The organism is Muricoccus radiodurans, from assembly GCF_050154705.1.
In the GTDB taxonomy this organism is placed as follows: Bacteria; Pseudomonadota; Alphaproteobacteria; order Acetobacterales; family Acetobacteraceae; genus Roseomonas; species Roseomonas radiodurans.
This window is the reverse complement of record NZ_CP189561.1, coordinates 887,631-911,734: the sequence shown is the minus strand read 5'-3', so window position 1 is coordinate 911,734 and position 24,104 is coordinate 887,631. Positions and strand designations below refer to the sequence as shown.

Here is a 24,104-nt window from a genome sequence, read left to right as displayed (position 1 = left end):
GCACGGCGCGCCGGGCGGTCAGCGCCGCGGTGCCACGGCCTCGCGCAGGGCGGCGCGAAGGGCCTCCAGGTCATAAGGCTTGCGGAGCAGCGGAAGGCCGGCCGCGGCGACCCGGGCGGGGGCGCCGCCATAGCCGCTGGTCAGGAGCACCGGAAGGCCGGGGCGGTGCCGCTCCACCTCCCGCGCGAGGTCCAGGCCGTCGGCACCGCCGGGCATCATCACGTCCGTGAAGACGAGGTCCACCGAGAGCTCGTCGTCCAGCAGCTTGAGCGCCGCGGCCGCGGTGGCGGCGCGGAGCACCGTGTGGCCGAGGTGCTGGAGCATGTCGAGCACGAGGGCGGCGACGGCGTCGTCATCCTCGACCACCAGGATGCGGAGGGGCGTGTCCCGGGCAGGCTCGGAGGCCGTCGCCGCCTGGTGGGTCGGCTCCGCGGTCGCGCGGGGGAGGAGGAGGGAGACGGTCGTTCCCTCGCCCGGCGTGCTGGCCACGCGGGCGACGCCGCCGCTCTGCTTCGCGAAGCCGTAGACCTGGGCGAGGCCGAGGCCGGAGCCGTGGCCCTTGGGCTTGGTGGTGAAGAAGGGCTCGAAGGCGCGGGCAAGGGCCTCGGGCGTCATGCCGACGCCGGAGTCGCGGATCTGGAAGCAGAGGAACTCGCCGCGCAGGTCGGGCTCCTTGCCCGGCGCGAGGGCGACGTTGTGGGCCGTGAGCCGCAGCGTGCCGCCGCGGGGCATCGCGTCCCGCGCGTTGAAGGCCAGGTTGAGGAGGGCGAGCTCCATCTCCGACGGGTCGGCGAGGACGGGCCAGAGGTCCTCCGCGACGTCGATCTCGATCGCGATGTCCTCCCGCAGGGAACGCGCGAGGAGGTCGCGCACCTCTTCCAGCCAGGTGCGGAGGTCCACCGGCTCCGGCTTCAGGGCCTGCCGCCGGGCGAAGGTGAGGAGGCGGCGGGTCAGGTCGGCACCGCGCCGGGCCGCGCCGGCGATGCTGTCGAGGATGCGCTGGCGCTTCGCGGCGTCCTCGGCATGGGCGAGGAGGGACGTGCCGGCGGTCACGACGGCGAGGAGGTTGTTGAAGTCGTGCGCGACGCCGCCGGTCAGCCGGCCGAGGGCTTCGAGCTTCAAGGTCTGGGTGAGGCGGGCCTGGGCCGCCTCGCGCGCGGCGACCTCGCGCTCCACCTCGCGGCGGAGGTTCTCGTTCATGTCGCGCAGCGCGAGCTCCGCCATCTTGCGGGCGGTGATGTCGATGCAGAGGCCGGTGATGCGGAACGGGTTGCCGTGCACGTCCCGCTCCAGCCGGCCGCGGCCGGCGAGCCAGCGGATCCCGCGGTCCGGGTGACGGATGCGGTACTCCAACTCGCATTCCGGGCGGCCCTGGCGAAGGCAGGCGTCGACGGCCGCCTGCACCGCGTCGCGGTCCTCGGGCAGCACGGCCTGGAGCCAGGTGGCGTAGGTCGCGGGCGCGGCGGGGTCGACGCCGAGGAGGTCGCTCAACTCCTCTGACCAGGCGACGGTGCCGTCGCGGATATGCCAGTCCCAGGCGCCGGTTCCCGCGTAGCGGTGGGCGAGGCGCAGGCGTTCCTCGCTCTGGCGGAGGGCGGCGTCGATGCGCTCCAGCTCCGAGCGGCGCTCCGTCACCTCGGCGGCGAGGGCGAGGTTCGACTCCTCCAGCTCATCGGCGAGCGCCCAGAGATCCTCCAGCGCGGCGCCGAGGGCAGTCTCCTCATCCGCGGCGGTACCGGCGGGGCGGAGCGTTGCCTGCCGGGCGGCGAGACGGCGTTCCGAGGCCGCAAGGCGGCGGCGGAGGTCGGCCGCCTCGCGGCGTGACGCCGCCAGCGCGGCGCGCGTGTCCCGCAGGGCATCGGTCAACGCCGAGGCGCTCGCCTCCTGTTCGGCCGTCCATCTCTGGGGCCCCTCCGGCAAGCTTGGTCTCCTTCGCCGCTCTCCGCGGGGACAAACGAACAGCGCTCGCCCGAGTTGAAGAAAATGCGAGGCAAGTGCAGGAAATCTATCGGGTCCTGGGACCGGCAGCGGGGCTGTTGACCGGACCGGGACGCGTCGCCATCACGGCATCTGGACGGCCGTCCGCGCGTTGGGCGGCCCCGCGGAAGGGGACGAGCGGCCGTGCACCCGTATCGGGGCCTTCCGGCCCGGCAGTACTGGCGCAGTGCCGCCGCGGCTTGGCACGGAGAGGGGCGGGCCGCGCTTTACACGCCGAAGTTCGCGATCACGCGAGAGACGCGGATCGCGACGGCGGGAAGTTGCTTCGCGCAGCATATCGGGCGTCAGCTGAGGGGACGCGGGTACCGCTACCTCGATTTCGAGCCGGCGCCGGAGATGCTGCCGGCGGAACGCCATGCGGCGCACGGCTACGGGCTCTATTCCGCGCGCTACGGCAACATCTATTCGTCGCGGCAGCTCATGCATCTCGTGCAGGCGGCCTACGGGTCGCGGCGGATCGCGGAGGTGTGGGAATCGGACGGGCGCTTCCACGATCCCATGCGGCCCGCGATCGAGCCGGGTGGGTTCGGGTCGCGGGAGGAGGTGGAGCGGCTACGCCAGGGGCACCTGGCCGCCATCCGTGCGATGATGGAGGGCGTTGACCTCTTCGTCTTCACCCTCGGGCTGACGGAGATCTGGGAGAATGCCGAGGACGGGCTGGCCTATCCGGTCTGCCCGGGGACGGTCGCGGGGCGCTTCGATCCGGCGCGGCACCGCTTCCGCAACCTGCGCCACGCCGAGGTGCTGCAGGACATGCAGCGCGTGATCAACTGGTGGCGGGGCGTGAACCCGGGCATCCGCTTTCTGCTGACGGTCTCTCCGGTGCCGCTGGCCGCGACGGCGTTGCCGCGGCATGTCGTGGCGTCCACGACCTACTCGAAGTCGGTGCTGCGGGCCGTGGCGGGCGAACTGGCCGATGCGCACGACGCCGTCGACTACTTTCCGTCCTATGAGCTGGTGACGGCGCCCCTGGCGCGCGGTGCGGGTTATGAGCCCGGCATGCGGGAGGTGCGGCCGGAGGCGGTGGAGGCGGTGATGGCCGTCTTCTTCGCCGCCCACGGGGATGGGGCGGTGCCGGCGACGCCCACGGCGGAAAACGCCGTGAGCCAGGGCGATGCCGAGATGGCACGCCGGATGGAGGTGGTCTGCGAAGAGGCGAGGCTGGACGAGGGGGCGCTGCCGTGAGGCTGGCGCTGATCGGGGACTCCCACGTCGTGGCTCTGGGCAACGCGCTGACGCGGGACCGGGACGCGCTGCTGGCGGGCAGCGGTGTTTCCGACGCGGTGTTCGGGAAGGTCTTCTCCTTCCCGCAATTGCTGAAGCCCTTCTTCGCCGTCGAGCGCGGCGGGGTGCGGCTGGTGGAGCGCGGGCCGGCAGGCAGTCTGGAGCGGGTGCTCGGCCCGGGGCTGCTGGGCCCGGCCCGGCCCGAGATCTTCGGGATCTCCATGGCCTACACGACGAGCCTCCTTCTCTGGAGCCTTCAGTGGCAGACGCATCGGCCCTGGCGGGCCTGTCCGGAGGGGTTCCAGCCGGTGAGCGACGGGGTGGTGCGGGCGATGGCGGAGGAGCACTTCCGTCACATCCTGGGCTTCATCGCTGCGCTGCGGGACCAGGGGCTGCGCCTCTTCGCCGTGGAGGCGCCGCCTCCCCGGGAGGACCATCCCTATGTCGGGCGGACCATCTCGGCGGAGGCGATGCTGGCGGTGGATCGGCTGGCGCGGGGCCGGGTGCGGGAGGCGCTGGACGGAATGGGAGTGGAAACGGTCGGCGTGCCGGATCCGGCCTATGGGGGGGTGCCGGGGCGAAGCTTCCTGGCAGCGCCTTTTCGGAGCCTCGCCGAAGGGGACTATCATCACGCCAACGAGGCCTATGGTGCTCTCATGCTGCCGGCGGTGCTGGCCCGGGCGGCCGAGATAGGAGCAGCTCGGGCGGCTGCCTGAGGCGTCCGGTCCCCGGCCTGACTAGCGGCGTGGCCTCGCGACGGTTTGGAACATTCCGCTTCCTCGACGGCGCCGGGCAGGGCGCCTACATCGGTGGCATGTGGAGATCAGCGATGCGCGGCGCGAAGACCGCTTCCGGCCTGAGGCGAGGGATGATGGCGGGCTTGGCCGCGGCCGCGCTGGCGGGCTGCGCGCAGCAGGGAGCGGTGCTGATGCCGCCGCCCTCGGTCGGGCCGGTGCCGCCGGGGAGCAGCGTCGTCACCATCTATGACCCGGCGACGAACCAGCCGGTGCGGAGCATCGTCGTGGCAGGACGGCCGCAGGGGGCGCCGCCCGTCGTGGTCGCGCCGCCGCCGTCCTATGAGGCGCCGCCGGTGGTGGGCGTGCCCTCCGCGGCCGGGAAGCGGGGCGGGGCCGTGGCGGTGCGGCCGCGGTCTTCCGGGACCGGGTTCTATGTCGGGTCGCGGCAGGTCCTGACGAACGCGCATGTCGTGGCGAGCTGCGCCGAGCTGCGCGACGATCGGGGCCGCCGCCTGTCGGTGGCGGCGATGGACCCGCGCCGGGACTTGGCGCTGCTGAACGCGGCGGAGCCGTCGCGGACCGTGCTGCGCTTCAATGGGCCGGGCGGGACGCAGCTGGGCGAGAACGTCGTGGTGCTAGGCTATCCCTATGCCGGATCGCCACTCTCGACCGGGCTCAACCTGACGACCGGGATCGTCTCGGCGCAGTCCGGCATCAACGGGAACACGGGGCAGTTCCAGATCACCGCGCCTGTGCAGCCAGGGAACTCCGGCGGGCCGGTGCTGGATGACTCGGGCGGGGTGATCGGGGTGGTCCAGGCCCGGGCGAATGACCTGACGGTGCTGCGGGCCACCGGAACGCTGCCGCAGAACATCAACTTCGCCATCCGCGCGGAGACGGTGGAGGGCTTCCTGCGGGAGAACGGGGTGACCACCGAGCGGGTGAGCGGCAGCCGTGGGCTGAGCGCGAGCGCGATCTCCGCGGCGGCGCAGGAGGCCGTGGTGTCGGTGCGCTGCTTCGGGTGAGGTGAGACGGGGCGGGTCGGTCGGGGACTTGGCCCGGGCGGCGAGGCCGCTCTGGCGCCTCCTCTGAGGCACCGCGAAATCCGGTGGTCTGCAGATCGGAGCGGGGAGGGGTGGGCCTGAGTCGTAGCCATCAGGGCCGACAGGCGCTGCGGCTGCCTCACCGGCCCTGCCCGTTGTCTGGCGAGGTGAAGCAGGGCACCGTTTTCGGCGCGGGCGATCAAAAACTGAGTTCAGTTTTCTGCCTAGAGAAACTGTCAGCGTAATGTAAGGTTGGACGTCTAGTGTTTTGAGACTGCCGTCCAGGAACCGTCATGCCCCTTCACCCCGCCAGCCTCCAGGAGGCAGAGCGCCTGGTCGCCGAGGCCGAGACGATGGCGCTCGCGCAGAGGGCGACGGTCGAGCGGCTGGAGCGCGATGGCCTGACCTGGCTGGCGCCGATGGCCCGCGGCATCCTGGCCGACCTACGCGCCACCGTCCTCATTCGGCAGGAGCATGTAGAGCGCCTCCGCGGGCGCCTCCGGGGCGGGCCCGTCCCGCGGAAGTTCGAGGAACTCTGACCGCTGCCGGGCACGGCGCGATGCGGATCGCGCGCGCCCGGCGACGAAGCCTCAAGCCATGTTCACCATGATCGTCTTCTTGTGGGTGAAGTGCTCCAGCATCGCCTCGAGCGAGGCTTCCTTGCCGAGGCCGGAGGACTTCACGCCGCCGTAGGACAGGTTGGCCTGGACGACGAGGTTCTGGTTAATCTGGACGAGGCCCGCCTCAAGCTTGTGGGCGAGGGTGAGGCCGACCTTCAGGTTGTTCGTCCAGAGCGAGGCGGCGAGGCCGTACTCGCTGTCATTCGCCTCCTCCAGCACCGCCTCGGCATCGTCGAAGGGCATGACGCAGGTGACGGGGCCGAAGATCTCCTCACGCACCAGACGGCTGGACTTGTCCAGGCCGGTGAAGATGTGAGGCTGGATGAAGAGGCCTTTCTTCAGCGCGGGGTCGGACGGCATGGCGGAGCAGGCACGGCCGGTAGCACCCGCGGTGGCCTTGCCCTCCTCGATGAAGCCCTGGACCTTCTCGAACTGGCCGTCCGAGATGATGGTGCCGATGTCCGTCTTTTCGTCGAGCGGGTCGCCCATGATCATCTTGTCGACGCGGGCCGCCATCTCGTCCACGAAGCGCTGGAAGATCGGGCGCTCCACGAAGATGCGGGACGCCGCGGTGCAGGACTGGCCCTGGCGGGTGAAGCGCATGGAGGTGAGGGCGCCGTTCAGCGTCTTCTCAAAGTCGCAGTCGGCGAAGACGATCATCGGCGACTTGCCGCCGAGCTCCAGCGTGACGGGGATGAGCTTCTCGGCGGCGGTCTTGTAGACGATCTTCCCGGTCTCGACGGAGCCGGTGAAGGTGACCTTGCGGACCTTCGGGTGGGCGACGAGCGGGGCGCCGCATTCCGGGCCGAAGCCGGAGACCATGTTGAAGACACCGGCGGGCAGGACGCGGTTCATCAGCTCGCAGATTCGGAGGACGGCGAGGGGGGCTTCCTCGGCGCTCTTTACGACGACGGTGTTGCCGGCGACGAGGGCAGGCGCGACCTTCAGCGCCATCAGCAGCATCGGCACGTTCCAGGGGATGATCGCGCCGACCACGCCCAGGGGCTCGCGGACAGTGACGGACAGCACCTCGGGCGCGAAGGGGACGGTCTCGCCCTTCAGCTCGCCGCCGAGGCCGCCGAAGAACTCGAGGATGTCGGCGACGGTGTTCGCCTCGACGCGGCTCTCGGTGCGGAGCGCCTTGCCGGTCTCCAGTGCGATCAAGCGGCCGAGTTCTTCCACATGCGTCCGCATCAGGGCGGCGCATTGGGCGACGAGGGCGCCGCGCTTGCGGGCGGGGGTCTTGGCCCATTCCTTCTGGGCACGGGCGGCGTCCGTGACGGCGGCCTCGACGTCGGCGGCGTCGCCCTCGGCGGCGCGGGCGACTTCCTGACCCGTGGCGGGGTTCACGACAGCGAAGGTCTTGCCGGAGGTGGCGGGGACGTAGCGGCCGCCGATGAAGTGGAAGCCGGACATCGCCTTGGCGAGCGCGAAGGGATCGGTCAGCGGCGCCTCGGGCGTCGGGTGCGGGCGGTCCAGCATGGCGTGTCCTCCGTCTTGGGAGCGGGCGATGATGGCCGGGTATGCGCCGGGCCGGCGGCCAAGGGCAAGACGCGGCCCGGCGCCGTGCTGCACCTGCACATCCGGATGCCTGCTCGGGACGTGACGGCGTGGCGCCTTGCCGCCGTCCGGGGCCGCCTCCAATCTTGCTTTGACGCCGATCCGGCGCCGACCAGGGGAGCGGGGAATGTCTGAGGCCGAAACGAGCGAGGTGCCCGTGGAGGCTGCGAACATCCCGGCCTCCCGGTCCTGGATCGAGCGGCTCTGGTCCTCGATCGCCGACCGGGGACGGGCCTTCGCGCCGGTCGTCGGGGCTTCCCTGCCGCTGGACCGGGCCAAGGAACTGGCCGATTCGCTGTTGACGGAGCGGGGCGAGGCTTCGGGCGCCGCGGTGGCGCGGGACCTGATGACAGCGCTGCGGGGCCTGGACCCGTCCAGCCGGGCGGCCTTCCACCGTCACCTGGCGGAGAATTACGGCCCGCGCCACGACAAGCTGCGGGAGGCGGCGGAGATCTACCTGGCCGATCCGACGGCGGAAAATGCGGCGCGCCTGGGCCACTGCGCGGAGCCACCGCGGCAGGAGCTGTTGCGCCGGATGAATATGTCGCCGGGCGGTACCGCCGCGCTGGTGGAGATGCGGCGGCAGGTGCTGGGGGCGATGCGGCACGATCCGTCGCTCTCGCCGCTTGAGCGCGATCTGCACCACCTTTTCACCTCCTGGTTCAACCGGGGGTTCCTGCAGCTCCGGCGCATCGACTGGCAGACGCCGGCGGCGGTGCTGGAGAAGCTGATCGAGTACGAGGCCGTGCACGAGATCGCCGGCTGGCACGACCTGCGGCGGCGGCTCGCCGCGGACCGGCGCTGCTTCGGCTTTTTCCACCCGGCCCTGCCGCATGAGCCACTGATCTTCGTGGAGGTGGCGCTGGTGCAGGGCCTCGCTTCGGCGGTGCAGCCGCTGTTAGCGGCGGAGGGCGAGGCCGGGGCTGAGGCGCGGGCGGAAGCGGCGGATACGGCGATCTTCTACTCCATCTCGAACTGCCAGGACGGGCTGCGCGGGATCTCCTTCGGCAATTTCCTCATCAAGCAGGTGGTCGAGGACCTGAAGGCGGAGCTGCCGCAGCTCGTCCGCTTCTCCACCCTGTCGCCGATCCCGGGCTTCCGGCGCTGGCTGGACCGGCGGATGGAGACGGACGACGCGGCGGCCGAACTCGCGCTGCCGCTGTCCGACCCGGACTGGGCGACGGACGTTCTGAAGTCCGAGGCGCTGCGGCCGGCGCTGATGCGGCTCTGCGCGCAATACCTGACCGATCCGGGGCCGGGGGCGCGGATGGATCCGGTGGCGCGCTTCCATCTGGGGAACGGCGCCCGGCTTGAACGGATCAATTGGCTGGGCAACACCGCCCCGCGCGGCATGACGGAGTCCCACGGGCTGATGGTCAACTACCTGTACGACCGGGAGGAGATCGAGCGGAACCACGAGGCCTTCGCGCGCGGTGGGGTCGTGGTGCGCTCGGGCGCGGTGGACGCGCTCCTCGCGCCGCCGCCCAAGGGCTCGAAGGCGGCGAAGCGGCTGGCGAAGGCGGCCTCCTGATGGCCGGGGCGCTGGATGGGCTGAAGGTCCTCGACCTCACGCGGGTGCTGGCGGGGCCCACCTGCACGCAGATGCTCGGCGACCTCGGGGCGGAGGTGATCAAGATCGAACGCCCCGGCGCTGGCGACGACACGCGCGGCTTCGCGCCGCCCTATGTGCCGAGGACGCAGGAGAGCGCGTATTTCGTTGGGGTCAACCGGAACAAGAAATCGGTCACGCTCGACATCTCGAAGCCCGAGGGGCAGGCGGTGATCCACCGGCTGCTGGGCGAGTGCGACATCCTGGTCGAGAACTTCAAGGTCGGCGCGCTGGCGAAGTATGGGCTGGCCTGGGAGGACCTGAAGGACCGCTATCCCCGGCTGATCTACTGCTCCATCACCGGCTTCGGGCAGACGGGGCCCTATGCGCCGCGTCCGGGCTATGACGCGCTGGTGCAGGCCATGGGGGGCGTGATGTCGCTGACGGGCGACATCGAGGGGGAGCCGCAGAAGGTCGGCGTGCCCGTGGCGGACCTGTTCTCCGGGCTCTACGGCTGCATCGGGGTGCTGGCGGCGGTGAATCACCGGCACGCGACGGGGCAGGGGCAGCGGATCGACATCGGGATGCTGGACACGCATGTCGCGTGGCTGGCGAACCAGGGGATGAACTTCCTGGCCACGAGGGAGAACCCGCCACGGCTGGGGAATCAGCACCCGAACATCGTGCCGTACCAGGTCTTCCCGACGAAGGACGGCTATATCGTGCTATCGGTCGGCAACGACCCGACTTTCGAGCGCTTCTGCAAGCTGACGGGGCAGGAGGCGCTGCTGGCCGACCCGCGCTTCGCCACGAACGCCAAGCGGGTGGAGAACCGGAAGTTCGTGACGGACACGCTGACGCCGGTGATGCAGTCCCGCACGACGAAGGATTGGGTCGAGGCGCTGGAGGCGGCGAAGATCGGCTGCGGGCCGATCAACACGCTGAAGGACGTCTTCGCCGATCCGCACGTGCAGGCGCGCGGCGTGATCGTGGAGATGGATCACGCCTCCGGCGAGCGGGTGCAGGTGATCGCCAATCCCGTGCGGCTCTCCGCCACGCCGCCGAGCTATCGCAGCGCGGCGCCGGTCCTGGGGCAGCACACGGAGGAGGTGCTGACGGCCTTCGGGCTGGAGGCATCCGAGATTGCGAAGCTGCGGGCCGATGGCATCGCCTGACGAGCCTCGGCCGGGGCATCTGCGCTGCGACCTCGGCACGGTCGCGGCGACGCTGCGCTGGGTGGAGTGGGGGCCGGTGGACGGGGCGCCGGTGATCTGCGTGCACGGTCTGACGCGGACGGGGCGGGACTTCGACGCGCTGGCGGCGGTGCTGGCGGACCAGGGGCGGCGGGTCATCTGCCCGGACGTGTTCGGGCGGGGGTTCAGCGACTGGCTGCCGGATCCGGCGCTCTACTCCGTGCCGGTCTACGCGATGGCGTTCCAGCAGCTCCTGCGCGGGCTGGGGCGGGACTGCGATTGGGTCGGGACGTCCATGGGGGGGCTGATCGGCATGGCGGTGGCCGGCGGGGAGCACGCGCCGCGGCGGATCGTCTTGAACGACGTAGGACCCTTTATCCCCGCCTCCGCATTGCGGCGGATTGCGGCCTACCTCGCGCTACGGCCGGTGTTCCGGGACCTGGAGGAACTGGAGGCCCATCTCCGGCTCATTCATGCGCCGTTCGGAATCCTGTCCGATGCGGAGTGGCGCCATCTGGCGCAGACGAGCGCGCGGCGCACGCCCGAGGGCGGCGTGGTGCAGCATTACGATCCGGCGATCGCGGCGCCGATGCTCGGCAACCCGATCGAGGATGTCGATCTCTGGCGGCTGTGGGAGTCGCTGGCGCAGCCCGTCCTCGTTCTACGGGGTGCCGAGAGCGATCTGCTGGACGCGACGACGGCGGCGGCGATGGGCGCGCGCGACGGGGTGGAGGTGCTGACCGTGCCCCGCTGCGGGCACGCGCCCGCTCTCACTGATCCGGCGCAGACCGGCGCCGTGGCGGGGTTCCTCCGGCTCTAATCCGAGCAACCGTGTCGGGAATGAGACGTTGAGCCCCGGCAGTGCCGGTCCGGCACTTGCCGGAGATATCCCCCATATGAACCTGTTTTCGCGGCGCAATGCGCTGATCCTCCCGCTTGGCCTGGCGGGGCTGGGCGCCGGCTGCGCCTCGCCCACCGACCGGATGGGGGTTCCCGCGGATCCGTCGGGCCGCGCCGATCCCGAGATGAAGGGGCTGCTGGAGAGCTTCGTCGGCCTCGGGCCGCGGCCGATCGAGACGCTGACGCCCGCGGAGGCGCGCCGCCAGCCGAACATCGCCAATGCCGTGCAGGCCCGCACCATCGCGCTCGGCCGCGTTCCGACGATGCGGCCGATGGAGCGCGTCGAAGAGATCACGATGAGCATCGGCGGGCGTTCTGCGATGGGACGCCTGTACAGCCCGCAGCCGGCCTCGGCAGGGCCGCTGCCGGTGGTGCTGTATTTTCACGGCGGCGGCTGGGTGATCGCGAATCCCGACGTATACGACTCCTCCGCCCGCGCGATCGCGGCCGAGACGGGGGCGATCGTCATCGCGGTGCGCTATCGCCAGGGGCCGGAGGTGCGGTTCCCCGGCGCGCATGAGGATGCGGCCATCGCCTATTCCTGGCTGGCGGTGAACGCCGCGACGATCGGCGGTGATCCGACGCGGCTCGCGGTCGCGGGCGAGAGCGCGGGGGGCAATCTGGCGATCAACGCCGCGATCTTCGCGCGCGATAGCCGGTTGACGATGCCGCGCGCGATCGTCGCGGTGTATCCGGTCGGCGGGACGGATACGGAGACGCCGTCCTACAACAGTTTCGCCAACGCCCGGCCGCTGAACAAGCCGATGGTGCTGTGGTTCGTGCAGAACTACACCAATGGGCCGCAGGACCTGCAGGATCCGCGTCTGGACATCTATCGGCGGGCCAACCTGCGCGGGCTGCCGCGGACGATCCTGGTCAACGCGGAGATCGATCCGCTGGCGGATGACGGCACGCGGCTGGCGGATGCGCTGCGCGCCGCGGGGGTGTCGGTGAATGCGCGGGTCTATCCGGGCGTGACACACGAGTTCTTCGGGGCGGACGCCGTGCTGACGAAGGCGAAGGACGCGCAGGCCTTCGTCGGCGCGGAGCTGAAGGCGGCCTTTGCCGGGGCGGCGCCGATGGCGCGGCCGGCCATGCGTCCGGTGCGCCCGCGCCCGCGCCCGCAACCGCGGACGTGATCGCGAGGTCCGCGCCCGGCGTGCTGCCGGGCGCGGACCGCCTCAGCCCACCCGAAGGCGGTGGGCGGCCTCCGGCGCGAAATAGGTGAGGACGCCGTCGGCGCCGGCGCGCTTGAAGGCCAGAAGGCTCTCCATCATCGCCGACTCCCGGTCCATCCAGCCGTTCTGCGCGGAGGCGGTGATCATCGCGTACTCGCCGCTGACCTGGTAGGCGAAGGTCGGGACGGCGAAGCGCTCCTTCACGCGCCGGACGATGTCCAGGTAGGGCATGCCGGGCTTGACCATGACCATGTCCGCGCCTTCGGCCAGGTCCATGGCGACCTCCCGCAGCGCCTCGTCCGAGTTGGCGGGGTTCATCTGGTAGGTCTTCTTGTCGCCCTTGAGCGCCTTGCCGGAACCGACCGCGTCCCGGAAAGGGCCGTAGAAGGCGGAGGCGTACTTGGCGGCATAGGACATGATCCGCGTGTGGATCAGGCCCCGGGAGTCGAGGGCGGCGCGGATGGCGCCGACGCGGCCATCCATCATGTCGGAAGGGGCGATGATCCCGATGCCGGCCTCGGCCTGGACCACGGCCTGGGCAGTCAGGACCTCCAGGCTCTCGTCGTTGGCGACGAAATCCCCCCGGATGACGCCGTCGTGGCCGTGGTCGGTGTAGGGATCGAGGGCGACGTCGCCGACCAGGGCAAGGTCGGGGAAGGCCTTCGAGAGGAGGCGGGCCGAGCGGCACATGAGGTTTTCGGGGTTCTTCGCCTCGGTGCCCTCGGCGTCCTTCCGCTCGGGCGGGGTCATGGGGAAGAGGGCGATGGCGGGGATGCCGAGTTCCACGGCGGGGCCGACATGGTCGGCGAGCCGGTCCAGGGTGACGCGGTGGACGCCGGGCATGGAGGCGACCTCGGATCGTGCCGACTCTCCCTCCATGATGAAGATCGGCCAGATGAGGTCGTCCACGGAGAGGCGGTTCTCGGCGACGAGGCGGCGGGTGGCGGAATCCACCCGGTTCCGGCGGGGGCGGGCGTTCGGGAAGGAGGGGGTGATCATGCCGCCTTGTCGCGCCATGGGCGGGCGGCGCCAAGGGCGTGCAACCGTAGGCCGTTCGGAACGCTGGGGGCGGGTGCTCCGCTCCCTGCTCGCCTTCTTCGTCCTGATGGCCAGCCCGGCCCTCTCGGCCCCGGAGGAGGTGGCCATTCCGGGACCCGGCGGCGTCACGCTGCGCGGGCTGGTGCTTCGGACGGAGGGTGCCGCGCGGGGCGTGCCGGTCGTGGCCTTGCACGGGTGCGGCGGTCTCGGCGGGCCGGGCCGGCGACCCTCCCTGCCGGCGCGGGAGGCGGATTGGGCGGCGCGGCTGAATGCGCTGGGCTATCCCGTGGTGTTCCCGGACAGCTTCGGGAGCCGGGGCGTGACGCAGGTCTGCTCCGGCCCGGAGCACGGGATCATGCCAGAGACGCTGCGGCGCGAGGACGCCCATGCGGCGGCTGCCTGGGCGGCGGCGCAGCCCTGGGCGGCCGGGGGTGGCGCCTTCCTGATGGGCTGGTCCCATGGCGGCAGCACGGCGCTTTCCGCCGCCGGGGGGCCGGTGCCGCCCGGACTGATCCGGGGGGCGGTGGCGCTCTACCCCGGCTGCCTCCGGCCCGGGCGGGTGCCGCCCGTCTGGGAGCCGGCGGTGCCTGTCCTGATGCTGCTGGGCGGTGCGGATGATTGGACCCCGCCGGGACCCTGCCGGCGGGCGGCGGCCCGCGTTGCGGCCGCTGGGCGGGTGGAGGTCGTGGAGTATCCGGGCGCGGTGCACGGCTTCGACCAGCCCGCCATGCCGATGCGGGTGTTGTCCGGGCTGTCCGTCACCGCGCGGGGGGACGGGACCGCGCGGATGGGGACGGACGAGGCGGCCCGGGCGGACGCGCTGCGGCGGGTGCCGGCCTTCCTGGCCGCGCATGGCGGGTCCGCGCCCCAGAACTAGCGGCGCCGTTCCAAGCCGGCCCCAAGCCGTGGTAGGCAGCGGCCATGGCCGCTCCCTCCCTGACCCTTGCTCTCGGTGCCGATCACGCTGGCGTGGAACTGAAGGCCGCGCTGCGTCAGGCGCTCGAGGGCGCCGGGCACACCGTGCTCGACATGGGCACGCACGGGCCGGAAAGCGTGGATTACCCGGATTTCGCGTCGGCGGTTGCGTCGGCGGTGATCGGTGGACGGGCGCATTACGGGGTGCTCGTCTGCGGCACGGGAATCGGGATCTCCATCGCGGCCAACCGGCACGCGGGGATCCGCTGCGCCAACGTGCATGACGTCACGGGCGCGCGGCTGACGCGCGCGCACAACGACGCCAACGTGATCGCCTTCGGCGCCCGGCTGACGGGCGTGCAGGTGGCGCTCGACGCGCTGAACGCCTTTCTCTCCACCCCCTATGAGGGCGGGCGGCACGACCGCCGGGTCCTCAAGCTCTCGCCCGACTGGACCCGCACGCCATGAACGAACAGAGCCCTGCCGGCAGCACGGCCCGATTCTTCTCCGCCCCGCTGGCTGAGGCGGACCCTGAGATCGCCGCGGTGATCGGCCGGGAGCTGGTTCGCCAGCAGGACGGGATTGAGCTGATCGCGTCCGAGAACATCGTCTCCCGCGCCGTCCTGGAGGCGCAGGGCTCCGTCCTGACAAACAAGTACGCGGAGGGGCTTCCGGGCAAGCGCTACTACGGCGGCTGCGAGGAGGTCGACATCGTCGAGAACCTCGCGATCGAGCGGGCGAAGAAGCTGTTCGACTGCGGCTTCGCGAATGTGCAGCCGCATTCCGGCGCGCAGGCGAATGCGGCGGTGTTCTTCGCACTGATGCAGCCCGGCGACACCTTCATGGGGCTGGACCTGGCGGCGGGTGGGCACCTGACGCACGGGTCACCGGTCAACATATCCGGCAAGTGGTTCAAGGTCGCGCCCTATACGGTGCGGCGCGAGGACCAGCTGATCGACATGGACGAGGTGGCCCGCATCGCGCGGGAGAGCCGGCCGAAGATCATCGTGGGTGGCGGCTCGGCCTATGCACGGACCTGGGATTTCGCGCGGTTCCGGGAGATCGCGGACGAGGTGGGGGCGATCTTCTTCGTGGACATGGCGCATTTCGCGGGGCTGGTGGCCGGCGGGGCGCATCCGTCTCCGTTCCCGCACGCGCATGTCGTGACGACGACGAACCACAAGACCCTGCGCGGTCCGCGCGGGGGCATGATCCTCACGAACGACGAGGCGTTGGCGAAGAAGCTGAACTCGGCGGTCTTCCCCGGGACGCAGGGCGGGCCGCTGATGCACGTCATCGCCGCGAAGGCGGTGGCGCTGGCGGAGGCGCTGCGGCCGGAGTTCCGGACCTACGCGCGGAACGTGGTCGCGAACGCCAGGGCGTTGGGCGAGGAGCTGATGGCGCAGGGCTTCGGGCTGGTGACGGGGGGGACGGACAACCACCTCGTCCTGGTGGACCTGCGGCCGAAGAACACCACCGGCAAGGCGGCGGAGGCGGCGCTGGGGCGGGCGCATCTGACGGTGAACAAGAATGCCATTCCCTTCGACCCGGAGAAGCCCTTCGTGACCTCCGGCGTGCGGCTGGGGACGCCGGCGGCGACCACCCGCGGCTTCGGGGAGGCGGAGTTCCGCCAGGTGGCCCGGCTGATCGGGCGAGTGCTGGACGGGCTGTCCCGCGCCAACAGCGCCGAGGGGAATGCCGCGGCGGAGCGGGAGGCGGCCGAGGAGGTCCTGGCCCTCTGCCAGCGCTTCCCGATCTACCAGGGCTAGAAGGAGAGCGGGCGCGGGATGCGCTGTCCCTACTGCCAGTCCGAGGACACGCAGGTGAAGGACAGCCGTCCGGCGGAGGATGGCGCGAGCATTCGGCGCCGCCGGTCCTGCAACGCCTGCGGCGAGCGCTTCACCACCTTCGAGCGGGTGCAGCTGCGCGAGATCGTGGTGGCGAAGTCCGACGGGCGGAAGGAAGCCTTCGACCGGGAGAAGCTGGCGCGCTCCATCCGGCTGGCGGTGCGAAAGCGGCCGGTGAACGAGGAGCAGGTGGAGCGGATCGTCTCCTCGATCCAGCGGCGGCTGGAGTCGGAGGGCGGGGAGGAGACCTCCTCCCGCGCCATCGGGGAGATCGTGATGAAGCGGCTGCGGGAGCTGGACCCCGTGGCCTATGTGCGCTTCGCCAGCGTCTATCAGAACTTCAGCGAGCCGCGGGACTTCCAGGCCTTCCTGGGCTCCCTGGACATTCCCTGAACGGGCGAGCAAACGGCGGCCCGTGTCTGACGAACAGCATATGCGGGCCGCGCTGGCGCTCGCCGCGCGCGGGCTGGGGAATGTGTGGCCCAACCCCTCGGTCGGCTGCGTCATCGTGCGGGACGGGCGCGTGGTCGGGCGCGGGCGGACGGCAGCGGGCGGCCGGCCCCACGCCGAGACGGAGGCGCTGAAGGCGGCTGGACCGGCGGCGCGGGGCGCCACGGCCTTCGTCACGCTGGAGCCCTGTTGCCACTGGGGGCGAACCCCGCCCTGCACCGATGCGCTGGTCGCGGCCGGGGTGAAGCGGGTGGTCGTCGCTCTGGTGGACCCGGACCGCCGGGTGGACGGGGAGGGGCTGCGGCGCCTGCGGGAGGCCGGGATCACGGTCGAGGTCGGGCTGCTGGAGGAGGAGGCGCGGCGGATCAACGCCGGCTTCGCCAAGCGGCTGGAGCAGGGTCTGCCGCTGGTCACCTTGAAGCTGGCGACGACGATGGACGGGCGGATCGCCACCCGGACGGGCGAGAGCCAGTGGATCACCGGCCCGGAGGCGCGGCGGATCGCCCATGCCCTGCGCGGCAGCCACGACGCGGTGATGGCGGGCAGCGGGACACTTCTGGCGGATGATCCGGAGCTGACCTGCCGCCTGCCGGGCTATGCGCCCCTGCCGACGGTGCGGGTGATCGCGGATGCGCGGCTGCGGACGCCCCTCGGCGCGCGGCTGTTCAATGCCGAGGCCCCGGCCTGGATCGTGACCCGCCCCGGGCACGAGCCGGCGGGGCTGGCGCAGTTGACGCAACAGGGGGCGGAGATCCTGGAGGTAGCGGCAGGCGCTCAGGGCGGGCTGGACCCGGCGGCGATGCTGCGGGCCCTGACCGGGCGGGGGATCACTCGGGTGCTGGTAGAGGGGGGCGCTGCCCTCTCGGCCGGGCTGCTCCGGGCGGGGGTGGTGGACCGGGTCGCCTGGTTCACGGCGCCGTCCCTACTGGGGGGCGATGGGCTTCCGGCGCTTCGGGAGTTGGGTATAGGGCGGCTGGCGGACCGGCCGATGCTGCGCGTCACCGGGCGGCGGCCGGCGGGCGACGCCTGGCTGGTAGAGGCCGATCTCCTGCCTTCGCCGGGCTGACCCGCGCCCGGACCCCTTGCAAGGGCGGGCCGGGCTTGCCATCCCCTGGGGCCCCCTTGCAGGACCCCTCGCTTGTTCACCGGGATCGTCACCGCCGTCGGCCGGATCGCGCGTCTCTCGCCCATCGGCGGGGGCCAGGACATGCGGCTGGCCATCGCCACGCCGCAGGGCTGGCTGGATGGCGTGGCGATCGGGGCCTCGATCTGCTGCTCCGGCTGCTGCCTGACCGTGGTCGCGCTAGCCGAGGACGTGTTCGAGGTGGAGGTCTCGGCCGAGACCCTGTCCCGTACGACGCTCGGCGCCTGGGCGGAGGGGACGCGCATCAACCTGGAGCGATCGCTGCGGCTGGGGGACGAGATGGGCGGGCACGTCGTGTCCGGGCATGTGGATGGGGTGGCGGAGGTGCTGTCGGTGACGCCGGAGAACGGGTCGCATCGCTGGCGCTTCCAACTTCCGGCGGGCCTCGCGCGCTATGTCGCGGAGAAGGGGAGCATCGCGGTGGACGGGGTGTCGCTGACGGTGAACGAGGTGTCGGACAGCGGCTTCGGCGTGAACCTGATCCCGCACACGACGGAGGTCACGGCGCTCGGCGCAGTGACGCCGGGCGCCCGGGTGAACATCGAGATCGACATGCTGGCCCGCTACGTCGCGCGGCTGCAGGAGTTCCGGGGATGAGTGTCGCCACGCGCACGACGAGTTTCTCTGATTTCCTCTCGCCCACGGAGGAGCTGCTGGACGAGGCGCGGCGGGGGCGGATGTTCATCCTGGTGGATGACGAGGACCGCGAGAATGAGGGCGACCTGGTGATCCCGGCGCAGTTCGCGACACCGGACGCGATCAACTTCATGGCGCGCCATGCGCGCGGGCTGATCTGCCTCGCGATGACGCGCGGGCGGGTGGAGGCGCTCGGCCTTCCGCTGATGGCGCAGAGCAACGGCACGCGGCACCAGACGGCGTTCACGGTGTCCATCGAGGCGCGGGACGGGGTTTCGACCGGTATCTCGGCGGCGGACCGGGCCCGCACCGTGGCGGTCGCGATCAATCCGGAGCTGGGGCGCGAGCATATCGTGACGCCCGGCCATGTCTTCCCGCTGGTGGCGCGGGAGGGCGGCACGCTGGTCCGCGCGGGGCACACCGAGGCGGCGGTGGACTTCGCGCGGCTGGCCGGGCTGAACCCCTCGGGCGTGATCTGCGAGATCATGAACGAGGACGGGACGATGGCGCGGATGCCCGATCTCGTCGCCTTCGCGCAGCGGCACAACCTGAAGCTCGGGACGATCGCGGACCTCATCGCCCATCGGCGCCGGACGGAGCGGCTGGTGCGGCGGGTGGAGGAAGGAGTGCTGGACGATGCGCCGGGCGGGCCCTGGCGGATCGCGATCTACGCCAATACGATGGAGTACGGGGAGCATGTCGCGCTGGTAAAGGGCGACCTGTCCCGGCCGGAGCCGGTGCCCGTGCGGATGCACGCGGTGAACCTGCTGTCCGACATCACCGGGCGGAACGGCCCGCGGGAACTGCACCAGGCGATGGAGGCGATCGGGCGCGAAGGGCGCGGCGCGGTCGTGCTGATCCGTGACGTGAAGGCGACCGCCCTGTCCGAGCGCGTGCGCGCGGGGCGCGAGAAGATCGCGCCGGAGCTGCGGGACTACGGCATCGGCGCGCAGATCCTGGCGGATCTCGGCGTGCGGGAGATGGTGCTGCTGTCCAACCATCCCCGGCCCATCGTAGGGCTGGAAGGGTATGGGCTGACCGTCGTGGATACCCGGCCGATCGGAGATGCGCCTTGAGCACCCTTGATGCCCCGGTCCGGGACGCGCCCGTGCTGGACGGCCCGCCGCCGCGGGTCCTGATCATCCAGGCGCCGTACTATGCCGACGTCGTGCGCGGCATGGTGGAGGGCGCGCAGGCTGTGCTGGACGGGATCGGTGCGAGCACCGAGGTCGTGGACGTGGCCGGGGCCTTCGAGCTGCCGGCAGCGCTGCGCATGGCCGTGCGGGCCGGCGGGCATGAGGGCTTCCTGCTCTTCGGCTGCGTGGTGAAGGGCGAGACCGACCATTACGACCATATCTGCCGCGAGGCCTGCCGCGGCGTGATGGACATCGCGGTGGAGACGGCGGCGCCGATCGGCTTCGGGCTGCTGACGGTCCACACGATTGAGCAGGCGGTGGCCCGGTCCTCGCCGGACCGGCACAACAAAGGCGTGGAGGCGGCGCAGGCCCTCATCGGGCAGGTGGCGCTGGCGCGAAGATTCGGGGGGTCGCGATGAAGGCGCCGGCGGCGAAGCGGCCGAATGCCGGGCGTCCCCGAACGGGGGCGCGCGTGGCGGCCGTGCAGGCCCTGTTCCAGGCCGAGGCGGGCGGCGAGAGCCCGGAGGCGGTGATCGACCAGTTCGTGCGGCACCGGATCGGCACGCTGGGCAGCGATGCGGGCTTCGAGGACGGGCGGGTGCCCCAGGCGGATGTGCCGCTCTTCGGGAAGATCGTGCGGGGTGTCGCCAAGAACGCTGAGACGATCGATGCGACCATCTCGGCGCATCTCTCGGCGAGCTGGTCGCTGGACCGGCTGGACCCGGTGCTGCGGGCGCTGCTGCGCGCCGCCGCGGCGGAGCTTTGGGGCGGCACCGACACGCCGGCCCGCGTCGTGATCAACGAGTACATGGACATCGCCCACGGCTTCTTCGACGGGGAGGAGCCGCGCTTCGCGAACGGGGTGCTGGACTCGCTCGCCCGCCGGATGCGGGCCGACGAGTTCGCCGCCCGGCCGTGAGGCCCGGCGCGGCGCCGCGCCGATGAGCCTGCCCGCCGAGTTCGACCTGATCGCCCGCCACTTCCGGCCGCTGGCCGGGGAGGGGGCGCTCGACCTGTCGGACGATGCGGCGGTGCTCGCGCCCCCCGCCGGGCGGGAACTGGTGTTGGCGGCAGACGCGATGGTGGAGGGGGTTCATTACCTTCCTGACGACCCGCCCGAGACCGTCGGGCGGAAGCTGCTGCGGGTGAACCTGTCCGACCTGGCGGCCATGGGGGCGGAGCCGCTGGCCTACCTCATGACCACGGCGCTGCCGCGCGGGCGGGGGGAAGCCTGGCTCCGCGGCTTCGTGGCCGGGCTGGCGGAGGATCAGTCTGCCTTCGGGCTGCACGTGCTGGGCGGGGACACGGTGTCCACCCCGGGACCGGCCTGCCTGTCGCTGACCATTCTGGGGACGGTGCCGCCGGGTGCGGCGCTGCGCCGGTCCGGGGCGCGGGCCGGGGACGATCTCTGGGTGTCCGGGACGATCGGGGACGGCGCGCTGGGGCTCGCGGTGCTGCAGGGGCGGGTGGCGGCGGACGCAGAGGGTCATCTCGCGCGGCAATATCGGCTGCCCGAGCCACGGCTGGCCCTTGGTGTGGCGCTGAGAGGCGTCGCGCGGGCGGCGATGGATGTGTCGGACGGGCTGGTGCAGGACCTAGGCCATCTCTGCCGGGCGGGCGGCGTGGGGGCGGAGCTGAACCTCGGCGCCCTGCCGCTGTCAGCGGCGGCGCGGCGCGAGGTGGAAGCCGCGCCGGACTGGCTGCCGCGGCTCGCGACGGGCGGGGATGACTACGAACTGCTCTTCGCGGCCGATCCCGGAGCCGCGGAACGGGTCCGGATGGCGGGGGAGGCCACCGGGACGCTCGTGACGCGGATCGGGCATTTCCGCGACGGCCCGCCGGAGGTGGCGGTGCGCGGCGCCGGTGGCGGGACGCTCGACCTGCGGCGGGGCGGCTGGAGCCACTTCTGACCGGGCGTCCCCGGCGCTACCGGGCGGCGCGGACCCGCAGCGCGCCGGTGGCCCAGAGGGTGGCGCCGGCCATTGCGAGCGGCGGGATGGCCACCCAGCACACCATCTCCCAGCCATAGGCGTTCAGCAGCCCGCCAGAGGCGAAGGAGCCGAGGACCATCAGACCGAAGACGACGAAGTCGTTGAGGCTCTGGACCTTGTTCTTCTCCTCGGACCGATGGAACTCGACCACCATCGTCGAGGCGCCGATGAAGCCGAAGTTCCAGCCGAGGCCGAGCAGCACGAGCGTTACCCAGAAATGGGCGACCGTGATCCCGGTCAGGCCGACCGCGGCTGCGGCGGCGATCAGGATCAGGCCGATGATCACCACCCGCGGGGCGCCGATGCGCGTGATGATCCGGCCCGTGACGAAGGACGGCGCGTACATCGCGATGACGTGCCACTGCAGTCCGAGATTCGCGTTCTCCTGCGAAAGGCCGCAGAGCCGCATCGCGAGCGGGGCGGAGGTCATGATCAGGTTCATGATGAGGTAGGAGATGACGCCCGCCAGCACCGCCGCGATGAAGCGGGGCTGGACCGCGATCTCCGCCAGGGAACGGCCGGTCCCCGTGGTGGACCGCTTGGGGGTAGGCAGCCGGACCCCGACGAGGACAAAGGCACAGAGGACCGCGAGGGCCGCCTGGGCGAGGTAGGTCGCCGCGAAGAGGAAGGGCGGCCAGAGGTCCATCGTGTGGGTGACGAGTTGCGGACCGATCACCCCGGCCGCGATGCCGCCCGCCATGACGGCGGAGATCGCACGGGCCCGGCGATCGGGGGAGACGCACTCGGCCGCGGCGAAGCGGAAGGAGAGCACGACGGCCGCGTAGGCGCCGCCGAAGAAGGTGCCAGCGCAGAAGAGCCAGAAATTCCCGAGCAGCACGGCCAGGCAGGCGATCAGACCGGTCAGGCCGCCGCAGAGCGTGCCGAGGAGGAAGCTCGCCCGGCGGCCGAAGCGCCCGGCGACGTAGCCCGAGGGCAGGGTGCAGGCCGCCATGCCGCAGACGAAGACCGAGACGGGAAGGGTGGCCAGCGCCCTGTCCGGGGCCAGGGTGTTCCCGACGACGCCGGCGGTCGCGTAGACGATGGTGGCGTTCGCGCCCGCCATCGCCTGGGCGATCACGAGGCGGGCGACGTTGCCGCGCTCATGGGCGAGGACCTGGGCAGGGAGGTTGAGCGCGCTCTCGGACATGGGGCCGTATGGACCGGTTCCGCCGAGGCCGGGAAGCCCCGTGCGGCGCCGCAGCCCCCCATGTCAGGTCATGGCGGCACTGCCGCTGCCGCGGCCCTTCTTGGGCGCGGGATCAGGGCGCCGGCGCGGCCGGCCCGGGGCCGCTCTGGTTGCTGCCGCCGACCGGCGTGCCGAAGCGGCCGATATTACCGAACAGGGCCTGAAGGAGGGAGCGGTCATTGCCCGGCACCGGCGTGGTCCGGTCCACCACCTGCACGTTGCGCATCTGGGCCGGGTCGATCTCCTCCACGGACTGGACGACGCCGCGCTGGTTGAAGGTGATCATCACCACGCGCTGATCCTCCACCGTCGGGGTCCGGGCGGGGCGGATCCGGCTGGTAGCGCTGACGTAATACCAGCGGTCCTGATCGAAGGTGCCGGTGACCGTCGGGGAGCCGAGCAGCGCCTGGACGTCGGCCCGCGTCTGGACGCCCGGGCTGATCTCCCGGAGCTGCTCCGCATCCACGCGGTTGCCGCGGAGCTGGGGCGGCGCCTGAAAGAAGCTGCACCCGGCCAGGCTGGCGGCCAGCAGGGCGGCGAGCCACGGCGCGCGCCCACGACGGGGAGCGAGGGGCCGATTGACGGGGGCGTGAAGGGGGGCCATCTCGCGGGCTCAGTTGCCACTGCCCCGTGCGCCGGTCAACCGCGGCGATCGGGGCCCCGGGAAGGGAGGCGCCCCTGTTCGGCTTTCTGCGCCGTCGCCCGCATGAGCGGGCGGGATTTGCGCTTTATACGGCCGCCGTCACCGCCGCCCGGGACCCGGCCCTGTTCGGGCCCGGGGGCGTGCCCGATACCGTGGAGGGGCGCTTCGAGCTCGTCTGCCTTCATGCCGCGCTGCTCATCCGGCGCCTGCGGGGGGATGCCGACCCGCGCGGCCCGGCGCTGGCCCAGGCGGTGTTCGACGCGATGTTCTCCGACATGGACCTCAACCTGCGGGAGATGGGGGTGGGGGACAACGTGGTCGGACGCCGGGTGAAGCGGATGTGGGAGGGCTTCCACGGCCGGGCCCGCGCCTATGAGGCGGCTCTGGTGGCGGGGGACCGGCCGGCGCTGGAGGAGGCGCTGGCCCGCAACGTCTGGGCGGGGGCGGCGCCGGACGGGGCGCCGGCGCGACTGGCCGACCACGCGCTCGAACTCGATTCGGCGCTCGCGTCGGAGCGGCTGGAGGCCCTGCTGGCCGGCCAGGCCCCGGCGATGGTGCCCGCATGATCCGGGAGTTCCGGCGGATGCTCGCCCCCGGTGCCGTGGGTCCGGAGGGCCGGACGGAACGGCTCGAGGCGACGGAGGCCGAGCGCGCCGCATTGGCGGAGCGGCTGGGTTTGCTGGGGTTGGATTCCCTGACCGCCGAGATCGCCCTCAAGCCGGCGCCCGGCGGGACGCTGCGCGCGCGGGGTGTGCTGCGGGCGGAGCTCTCACAGGCCTGCGTCGTGACCCTCGAGCCTGTGCCGCAGCGGGTGGAGGAGCAGATCGACTGGCGGATCCTCCCGCCGGGAGAGGAGCCCTCCGACGAGCTGGAGGAGGGGCCGGAGGAGATCGAATCGGAGCCGGACGGCAGCGTGGACCTGGGGGAGGAGGTGGCGCAGGGGTTGTCGCTCGCCCTCGATCCCTATCCGCGCGCGCCGGACGCCGTGCTTCCGGAGGAGGCGGGAGACCCGGGCACGGCGTCTCCCTTCGCGGCCCTGGGCCGCCTGCGGCGCGAATGAGCCACGCCGCCGCGGCCCTTGCTCCCGCGGGGGGCGGGTGGTAAGGCGCGCCCCTT

General features: G+C 72.0%; 25 protein-coding genes. 20 read left to right on the top strand and 5 right to left on the bottom strand.

Annotated elements, in window-relative coordinates; genetic code table 11:
* Positions 1–18 precede the first annotated feature (18 nt).
* Positions 19–1,866, bottom strand: coding sequence for an ATP-binding protein (locus ACP6CK_RS04475; protein ID WP_426957655.1), 1,848 nt, complete (start codon positions 1,864–1,866; stop codon positions 19–21).
* 255 nt (positions 1,867–2,121) lie between these two features.
* On the opposite strand from ACP6CK_RS04475, the gene ACP6CK_RS04470 reads away from it, so the two are divergent.
* The 4 genes from ACP6CK_RS04470 to ACP6CK_RS04455 all read left to right on the top strand — a co-directional run bounded on the left by ACP6CK_RS04470 (position 2,122) and on the right by ACP6CK_RS04455 (position 5,541).
* Positions 2,122–3,183 carry a GSCFA domain-containing protein gene (locus ACP6CK_RS04470; protein WP_426957653.1) on the top strand — a complete coding sequence of 354 codons (1,062 nt, stop codon included), beginning with the start codon at positions 2,122–2,124 and terminating at the stop codon, positions 3,181–3,183.
* Positions 3,180–3,938: a hypothetical protein gene (locus ACP6CK_RS04465; protein ID WP_426957651.1), complete on the top strand. Its 759-nt coding sequence runs from the start codon at positions 3,180–3,182 to the stop codon at positions 3,936–3,938. The genes ACP6CK_RS04470 and ACP6CK_RS04465 overlap by 4 nt, the downstream gene beginning before the upstream one ends.
* 113 nt (positions 3,939–4,051) lie before the next feature.
* A complete protein-coding gene (locus tag ACP6CK_RS04460) occupies positions 4,052–4,984 on the top strand; it encodes a S1C family serine protease (RefSeq protein WP_426957649.1) in 933 nt (310 codons plus the stop codon).
* Between the two features lie 311 nt (positions 4,985–5,295).
* On the top strand, positions 5,296–5,541 hold the full coding sequence (locus tag ACP6CK_RS04455) for a hypothetical protein (protein ID WP_426957647.1): 246 nt from the start codon (positions 5,296–5,298) through the stop codon (positions 5,539–5,541).
* A 51-nt stretch (positions 5,542–5,592) separates the two neighbouring features.
* On the opposite strand, the gene ACP6CK_RS04450 is transcribed toward ACP6CK_RS04455, so the two are convergent.
* On the bottom strand, positions 5,593–7,104 hold the full coding sequence (locus ACP6CK_RS04450) for an aldehyde dehydrogenase family protein (protein ID WP_426957645.1): 1,512 nt from the start codon (positions 7,102–7,104) through the stop codon (positions 5,593–5,595).
* Positions 7,105–7,309: 205 nt separating this feature from the next.
* Between ACP6CK_RS04450 and ACP6CK_RS04445 the strand changes: the two genes are divergently transcribed.
* The 4 genes from ACP6CK_RS04445 to ACP6CK_RS04430 all read left to right on the top strand — a co-directional run bounded on the left by ACP6CK_RS04445 (position 7,310) and on the right by ACP6CK_RS04430 (position 11,963).
* Positions 7,310–8,713 carry a malonyl-CoA decarboxylase gene (locus ACP6CK_RS04445; RefSeq protein ID WP_426957643.1) on the top strand — a complete coding sequence of 468 codons (1,404 nt, stop codon included), beginning with the start codon at positions 7,310–7,312 and terminating at the stop codon, positions 8,711–8,713.
* Positions 8,713–9,906: a CaiB/BaiF CoA transferase family protein gene (locus ACP6CK_RS04440; protein WP_426957641.1), complete on the top strand. Its 1,194-nt coding sequence runs from the start codon at positions 8,713–8,715 to the stop codon at positions 9,904–9,906. The genes ACP6CK_RS04445 and ACP6CK_RS04440 overlap by 1 nt, the downstream gene beginning before the upstream one ends.
* Positions 9,893–10,744 carry an alpha/beta fold hydrolase gene (locus tag ACP6CK_RS04435; protein WP_426957639.1) on the top strand — a complete coding sequence of 284 codons (852 nt, stop codon included), beginning with the start codon at positions 9,893–9,895 and terminating at the stop codon, positions 10,742–10,744. The genes ACP6CK_RS04440 and ACP6CK_RS04435 overlap by 14 nt, the downstream gene beginning before the upstream one ends.
* A gap of 76 nt (positions 10,745–10,820) precedes the next feature.
* On the top strand, positions 10,821–11,963 hold the full coding sequence (locus ACP6CK_RS04430) for an alpha/beta hydrolase (RefSeq protein ID WP_426957637.1): 1,143 nt from the start codon (positions 10,821–10,823) through the stop codon (positions 11,961–11,963).
* Positions 11,964–12,005: 42 nt separating this feature from the next.
* Here the strand turns inward: ACP6CK_RS04430 and hemB are convergent, their stop codons facing one another.
* Positions 12,006–13,001: a porphobilinogen synthase gene (gene hemB, locus ACP6CK_RS04425; protein ID WP_426957635.1), complete on the bottom strand. Its 996-nt coding sequence runs from the start codon at positions 12,999–13,001 to the stop codon at positions 12,006–12,008.
* A 73-nt stretch (positions 13,002–13,074) separates the two neighbouring features.
* On the opposite strand from hemB, the gene ACP6CK_RS04420 reads away from it, so the two are divergent.
* The 10 genes from ACP6CK_RS04420 (at position 13,075) to thiL (ending at position 21,078) form a co-directional block, all read left to right on the top strand.
* Positions 13,075–13,917, top strand: coding sequence for a dienelactone hydrolase family protein (locus tag ACP6CK_RS04420; RefSeq protein WP_426957633.1), 843 nt, complete (start codon positions 13,075–13,077; stop codon positions 13,915–13,917).
* Between the two features lie 44 nt (positions 13,918–13,961).
* Positions 13,962–14,423, top strand: a complete 462-nt coding sequence (gene rpiB / locus ACP6CK_RS04415) for a ribose 5-phosphate isomerase B (RefSeq protein ID WP_426957631.1) — start codon at positions 13,962–13,964, stop codon at positions 14,421–14,423.
* Complete coding sequence (glyA, locus tag ACP6CK_RS04410) at positions 14,420–15,724, top strand: serine hydroxymethyltransferase (RefSeq protein WP_426957629.1); 1,305 nt, start codon at positions 14,420–14,422, stop codon at positions 15,722–15,724. The genes rpiB and glyA overlap by 4 nt, the downstream gene beginning before the upstream one ends.
* An 18-nt stretch (positions 15,725–15,742) precedes the next feature.
* Positions 15,743–16,195 (top strand): transcriptional regulator NrdR, encoded by a 453-nt coding sequence (gene nrdR, locus ACP6CK_RS04405; RefSeq protein WP_426957627.1) that lies wholly within the window; start codon positions 15,743–15,745, stop codon positions 16,193–16,195.
* Positions 16,196–16,217: 22 nt separating this feature from the next.
* Entirely contained in the window at positions 16,218–17,318 is a 1,101-nt protein-coding gene (gene ribD, locus ACP6CK_RS04400) for a bifunctional diaminohydroxyphosphoribosylaminopyrimidine deaminase/5-amino-6-(5-phosphoribosylamino)uracil reductase RibD (RefSeq protein WP_426957625.1), read from the top strand.
* Positions 17,319–17,390: 72 nt separating this feature from the next.
* Positions 17,391–17,993, top strand: coding sequence for a riboflavin synthase (locus ACP6CK_RS04395; RefSeq protein ID WP_426957623.1), 603 nt, complete (start codon positions 17,391–17,393; stop codon positions 17,991–17,993).
* A complete protein-coding gene (gene ribB / locus ACP6CK_RS04390) occupies positions 17,990–19,108 on the top strand; it encodes a 3,4-dihydroxy-2-butanone-4-phosphate synthase (RefSeq protein ID WP_426957621.1) in 1,119 nt (372 codons plus the stop codon). Before ACP6CK_RS04395 ends, ribB begins: the two co-directional genes overlap by 4 nt.
* Positions 19,105–19,587, top strand: coding sequence for a 6,7-dimethyl-8-ribityllumazine synthase (gene ribH / locus ACP6CK_RS04385; RefSeq protein WP_426957619.1), 483 nt, complete (start codon positions 19,105–19,107; stop codon positions 19,585–19,587). Before ribB ends, ribH begins: the two co-directional genes overlap by 4 nt.
* Complete coding sequence (gene nusB / locus ACP6CK_RS04380; protein ID WP_426957617.1) at positions 19,584–20,087, top strand: transcription antitermination factor NusB; 504 nt, start codon at positions 19,584–19,586, stop codon at positions 20,085–20,087. Before ribH ends, nusB begins: the two co-directional genes overlap by 4 nt.
* Before the next feature lie 22 nt (positions 20,088–20,109).
* Positions 20,110–21,078, top strand: coding sequence for a thiamine-phosphate kinase (gene thiL / locus ACP6CK_RS04375; RefSeq protein WP_426957615.1), 969 nt, complete (start codon positions 20,110–20,112; stop codon positions 21,076–21,078).
* 16 nt (positions 21,079–21,094) lie between these two features.
* On the opposite strand, the gene ACP6CK_RS04370 is transcribed toward thiL, so the two are convergent.
* Together ACP6CK_RS04370 and ACP6CK_RS04365 are read right to left on the bottom strand one after the other, a co-directional pair.
* A complete protein-coding gene (locus ACP6CK_RS04370; RefSeq protein WP_426957613.1) occupies positions 21,095–22,306 on the bottom strand; it encodes an MFS transporter in 1,212 nt (403 codons plus the stop codon).
* A gap of 112 nt (positions 22,307–22,418) precedes the next feature.
* Entirely contained in the window at positions 22,419–22,949 is a 531-nt protein-coding gene (locus tag ACP6CK_RS04365) for an outer membrane protein assembly factor BamE (RefSeq protein ID WP_426957611.1), read from the bottom strand.
* A gap of 26 nt (positions 22,950–22,975) precedes the next feature.
* Between ACP6CK_RS04365 and ACP6CK_RS04360 the strand changes: the two genes are divergently transcribed.
* Complete coding sequence (locus ACP6CK_RS04360; RefSeq protein WP_426957609.1) at positions 22,976–23,554, top strand: ubiquinol-cytochrome C chaperone family protein; 579 nt, start codon at positions 22,976–22,978, stop codon at positions 23,552–23,554.
* Positions 23,551–24,048, top strand: a complete 498-nt coding sequence (locus tag ACP6CK_RS04355) for a YceD family protein (protein WP_426957607.1) — start codon at positions 23,551–23,553, stop codon at positions 24,046–24,048. The genes ACP6CK_RS04360 and ACP6CK_RS04355 overlap by 4 nt, the downstream gene beginning before the upstream one ends.
* The last annotated feature ends 56 nt before the right edge of the window (positions 24,049–24,104 follow it).

Bases quoted from the DNA above. Each gene is read 5' to 3' on its own strand.
- ACP6CK_RS04355 (WP_426957607.1), top strand. From the start codon at position 23,551: ATGATCCGGGAGTTCCGGCGGATGCTCGCCCCCGGTGCCGTGGGTCCG.
- ACP6CK_RS04365 (WP_426957611.1), bottom strand. From the start codon at position 22,949: ATGGCCCCCCTTCACGCCCCCGTCAATCGGCCCCTCGCTCCCCGTCGT.
- ACP6CK_RS04440 (WP_426957641.1), top strand. From the start codon at position 8,713: ATGGCCGGGGCGCTGGATGGGCTGAAGGTCCTCGACCTCACGCGGGTG.
- ACP6CK_RS04370 (WP_426957613.1), bottom strand. From the start codon at position 22,306: ATGTCCGAGAGCGCGCTCAACCTCCCTGCCCAGGTCCTCGCCCATGAG.
- nrdR (WP_426957627.1), top strand. From the start codon at position 15,743: ATGCGCTGTCCCTACTGCCAGTCCGAGGACACGCAGGTGAAGGACAGC.
- hemB (WP_426957635.1), bottom strand. From the start codon at position 13,001: ATGATCACCCCCTCCTTCCCGAACGCCCGCCCCCGCCGGAACCGGGTG.
- ribB (WP_426957621.1), top strand. From the start codon at position 17,990: ATGAGTGTCGCCACGCGCACGACGAGTTTCTCTGATTTCCTCTCGCCC.
- ACP6CK_RS04455 (WP_426957647.1), top strand. From the start codon at position 5,296: ATGCCCCTTCACCCCGCCAGCCTCCAGGAGGCAGAGCGCCTGGTCGCC.
- ACP6CK_RS04445 (WP_426957643.1), top strand. From the start codon at position 7,310: ATGTCTGAGGCCGAAACGAGCGAGGTGCCCGTGGAGGCTGCGAACATC.
- ACP6CK_RS04460 (WP_426957649.1), top strand. From the start codon at position 4,052: ATGCGCGGCGCGAAGACCGCTTCCGGCCTGAGGCGAGGGATGATGGCG.
- ACP6CK_RS04435 (WP_426957639.1), top strand. From the start codon at position 9,893: ATGGCATCGCCTGACGAGCCTCGGCCGGGGCATCTGCGCTGCGACCTC.
- thiL (WP_426957615.1), top strand. From the start codon at position 20,110: ATGAGCCTGCCCGCCGAGTTCGACCTGATCGCCCGCCACTTCCGGCCG.
- glyA (WP_426957629.1), top strand. From the start codon at position 14,420: ATGAACGAACAGAGCCCTGCCGGCAGCACGGCCCGATTCTTCTCCGCC.
- ACP6CK_RS04430 (WP_426957637.1), top strand. From the start codon at position 10,821: ATGAACCTGTTTTCGCGGCGCAATGCGCTGATCCTCCCGCTTGGCCTG.
- rpiB (WP_426957631.1), top strand. From the start codon at position 13,962: ATGGCCGCTCCCTCCCTGACCCTTGCTCTCGGTGCCGATCACGCTGGC.
- nusB (WP_426957617.1), top strand. From the start codon at position 19,584: ATGAAGGCGCCGGCGGCGAAGCGGCCGAATGCCGGGCGTCCCCGAACG.
- ACP6CK_RS04450 (WP_426957645.1), bottom strand. From the start codon at position 7,104: ATGCTGGACCGCCCGCACCCGACGCCCGAGGCGCCGCTGACCGATCCC.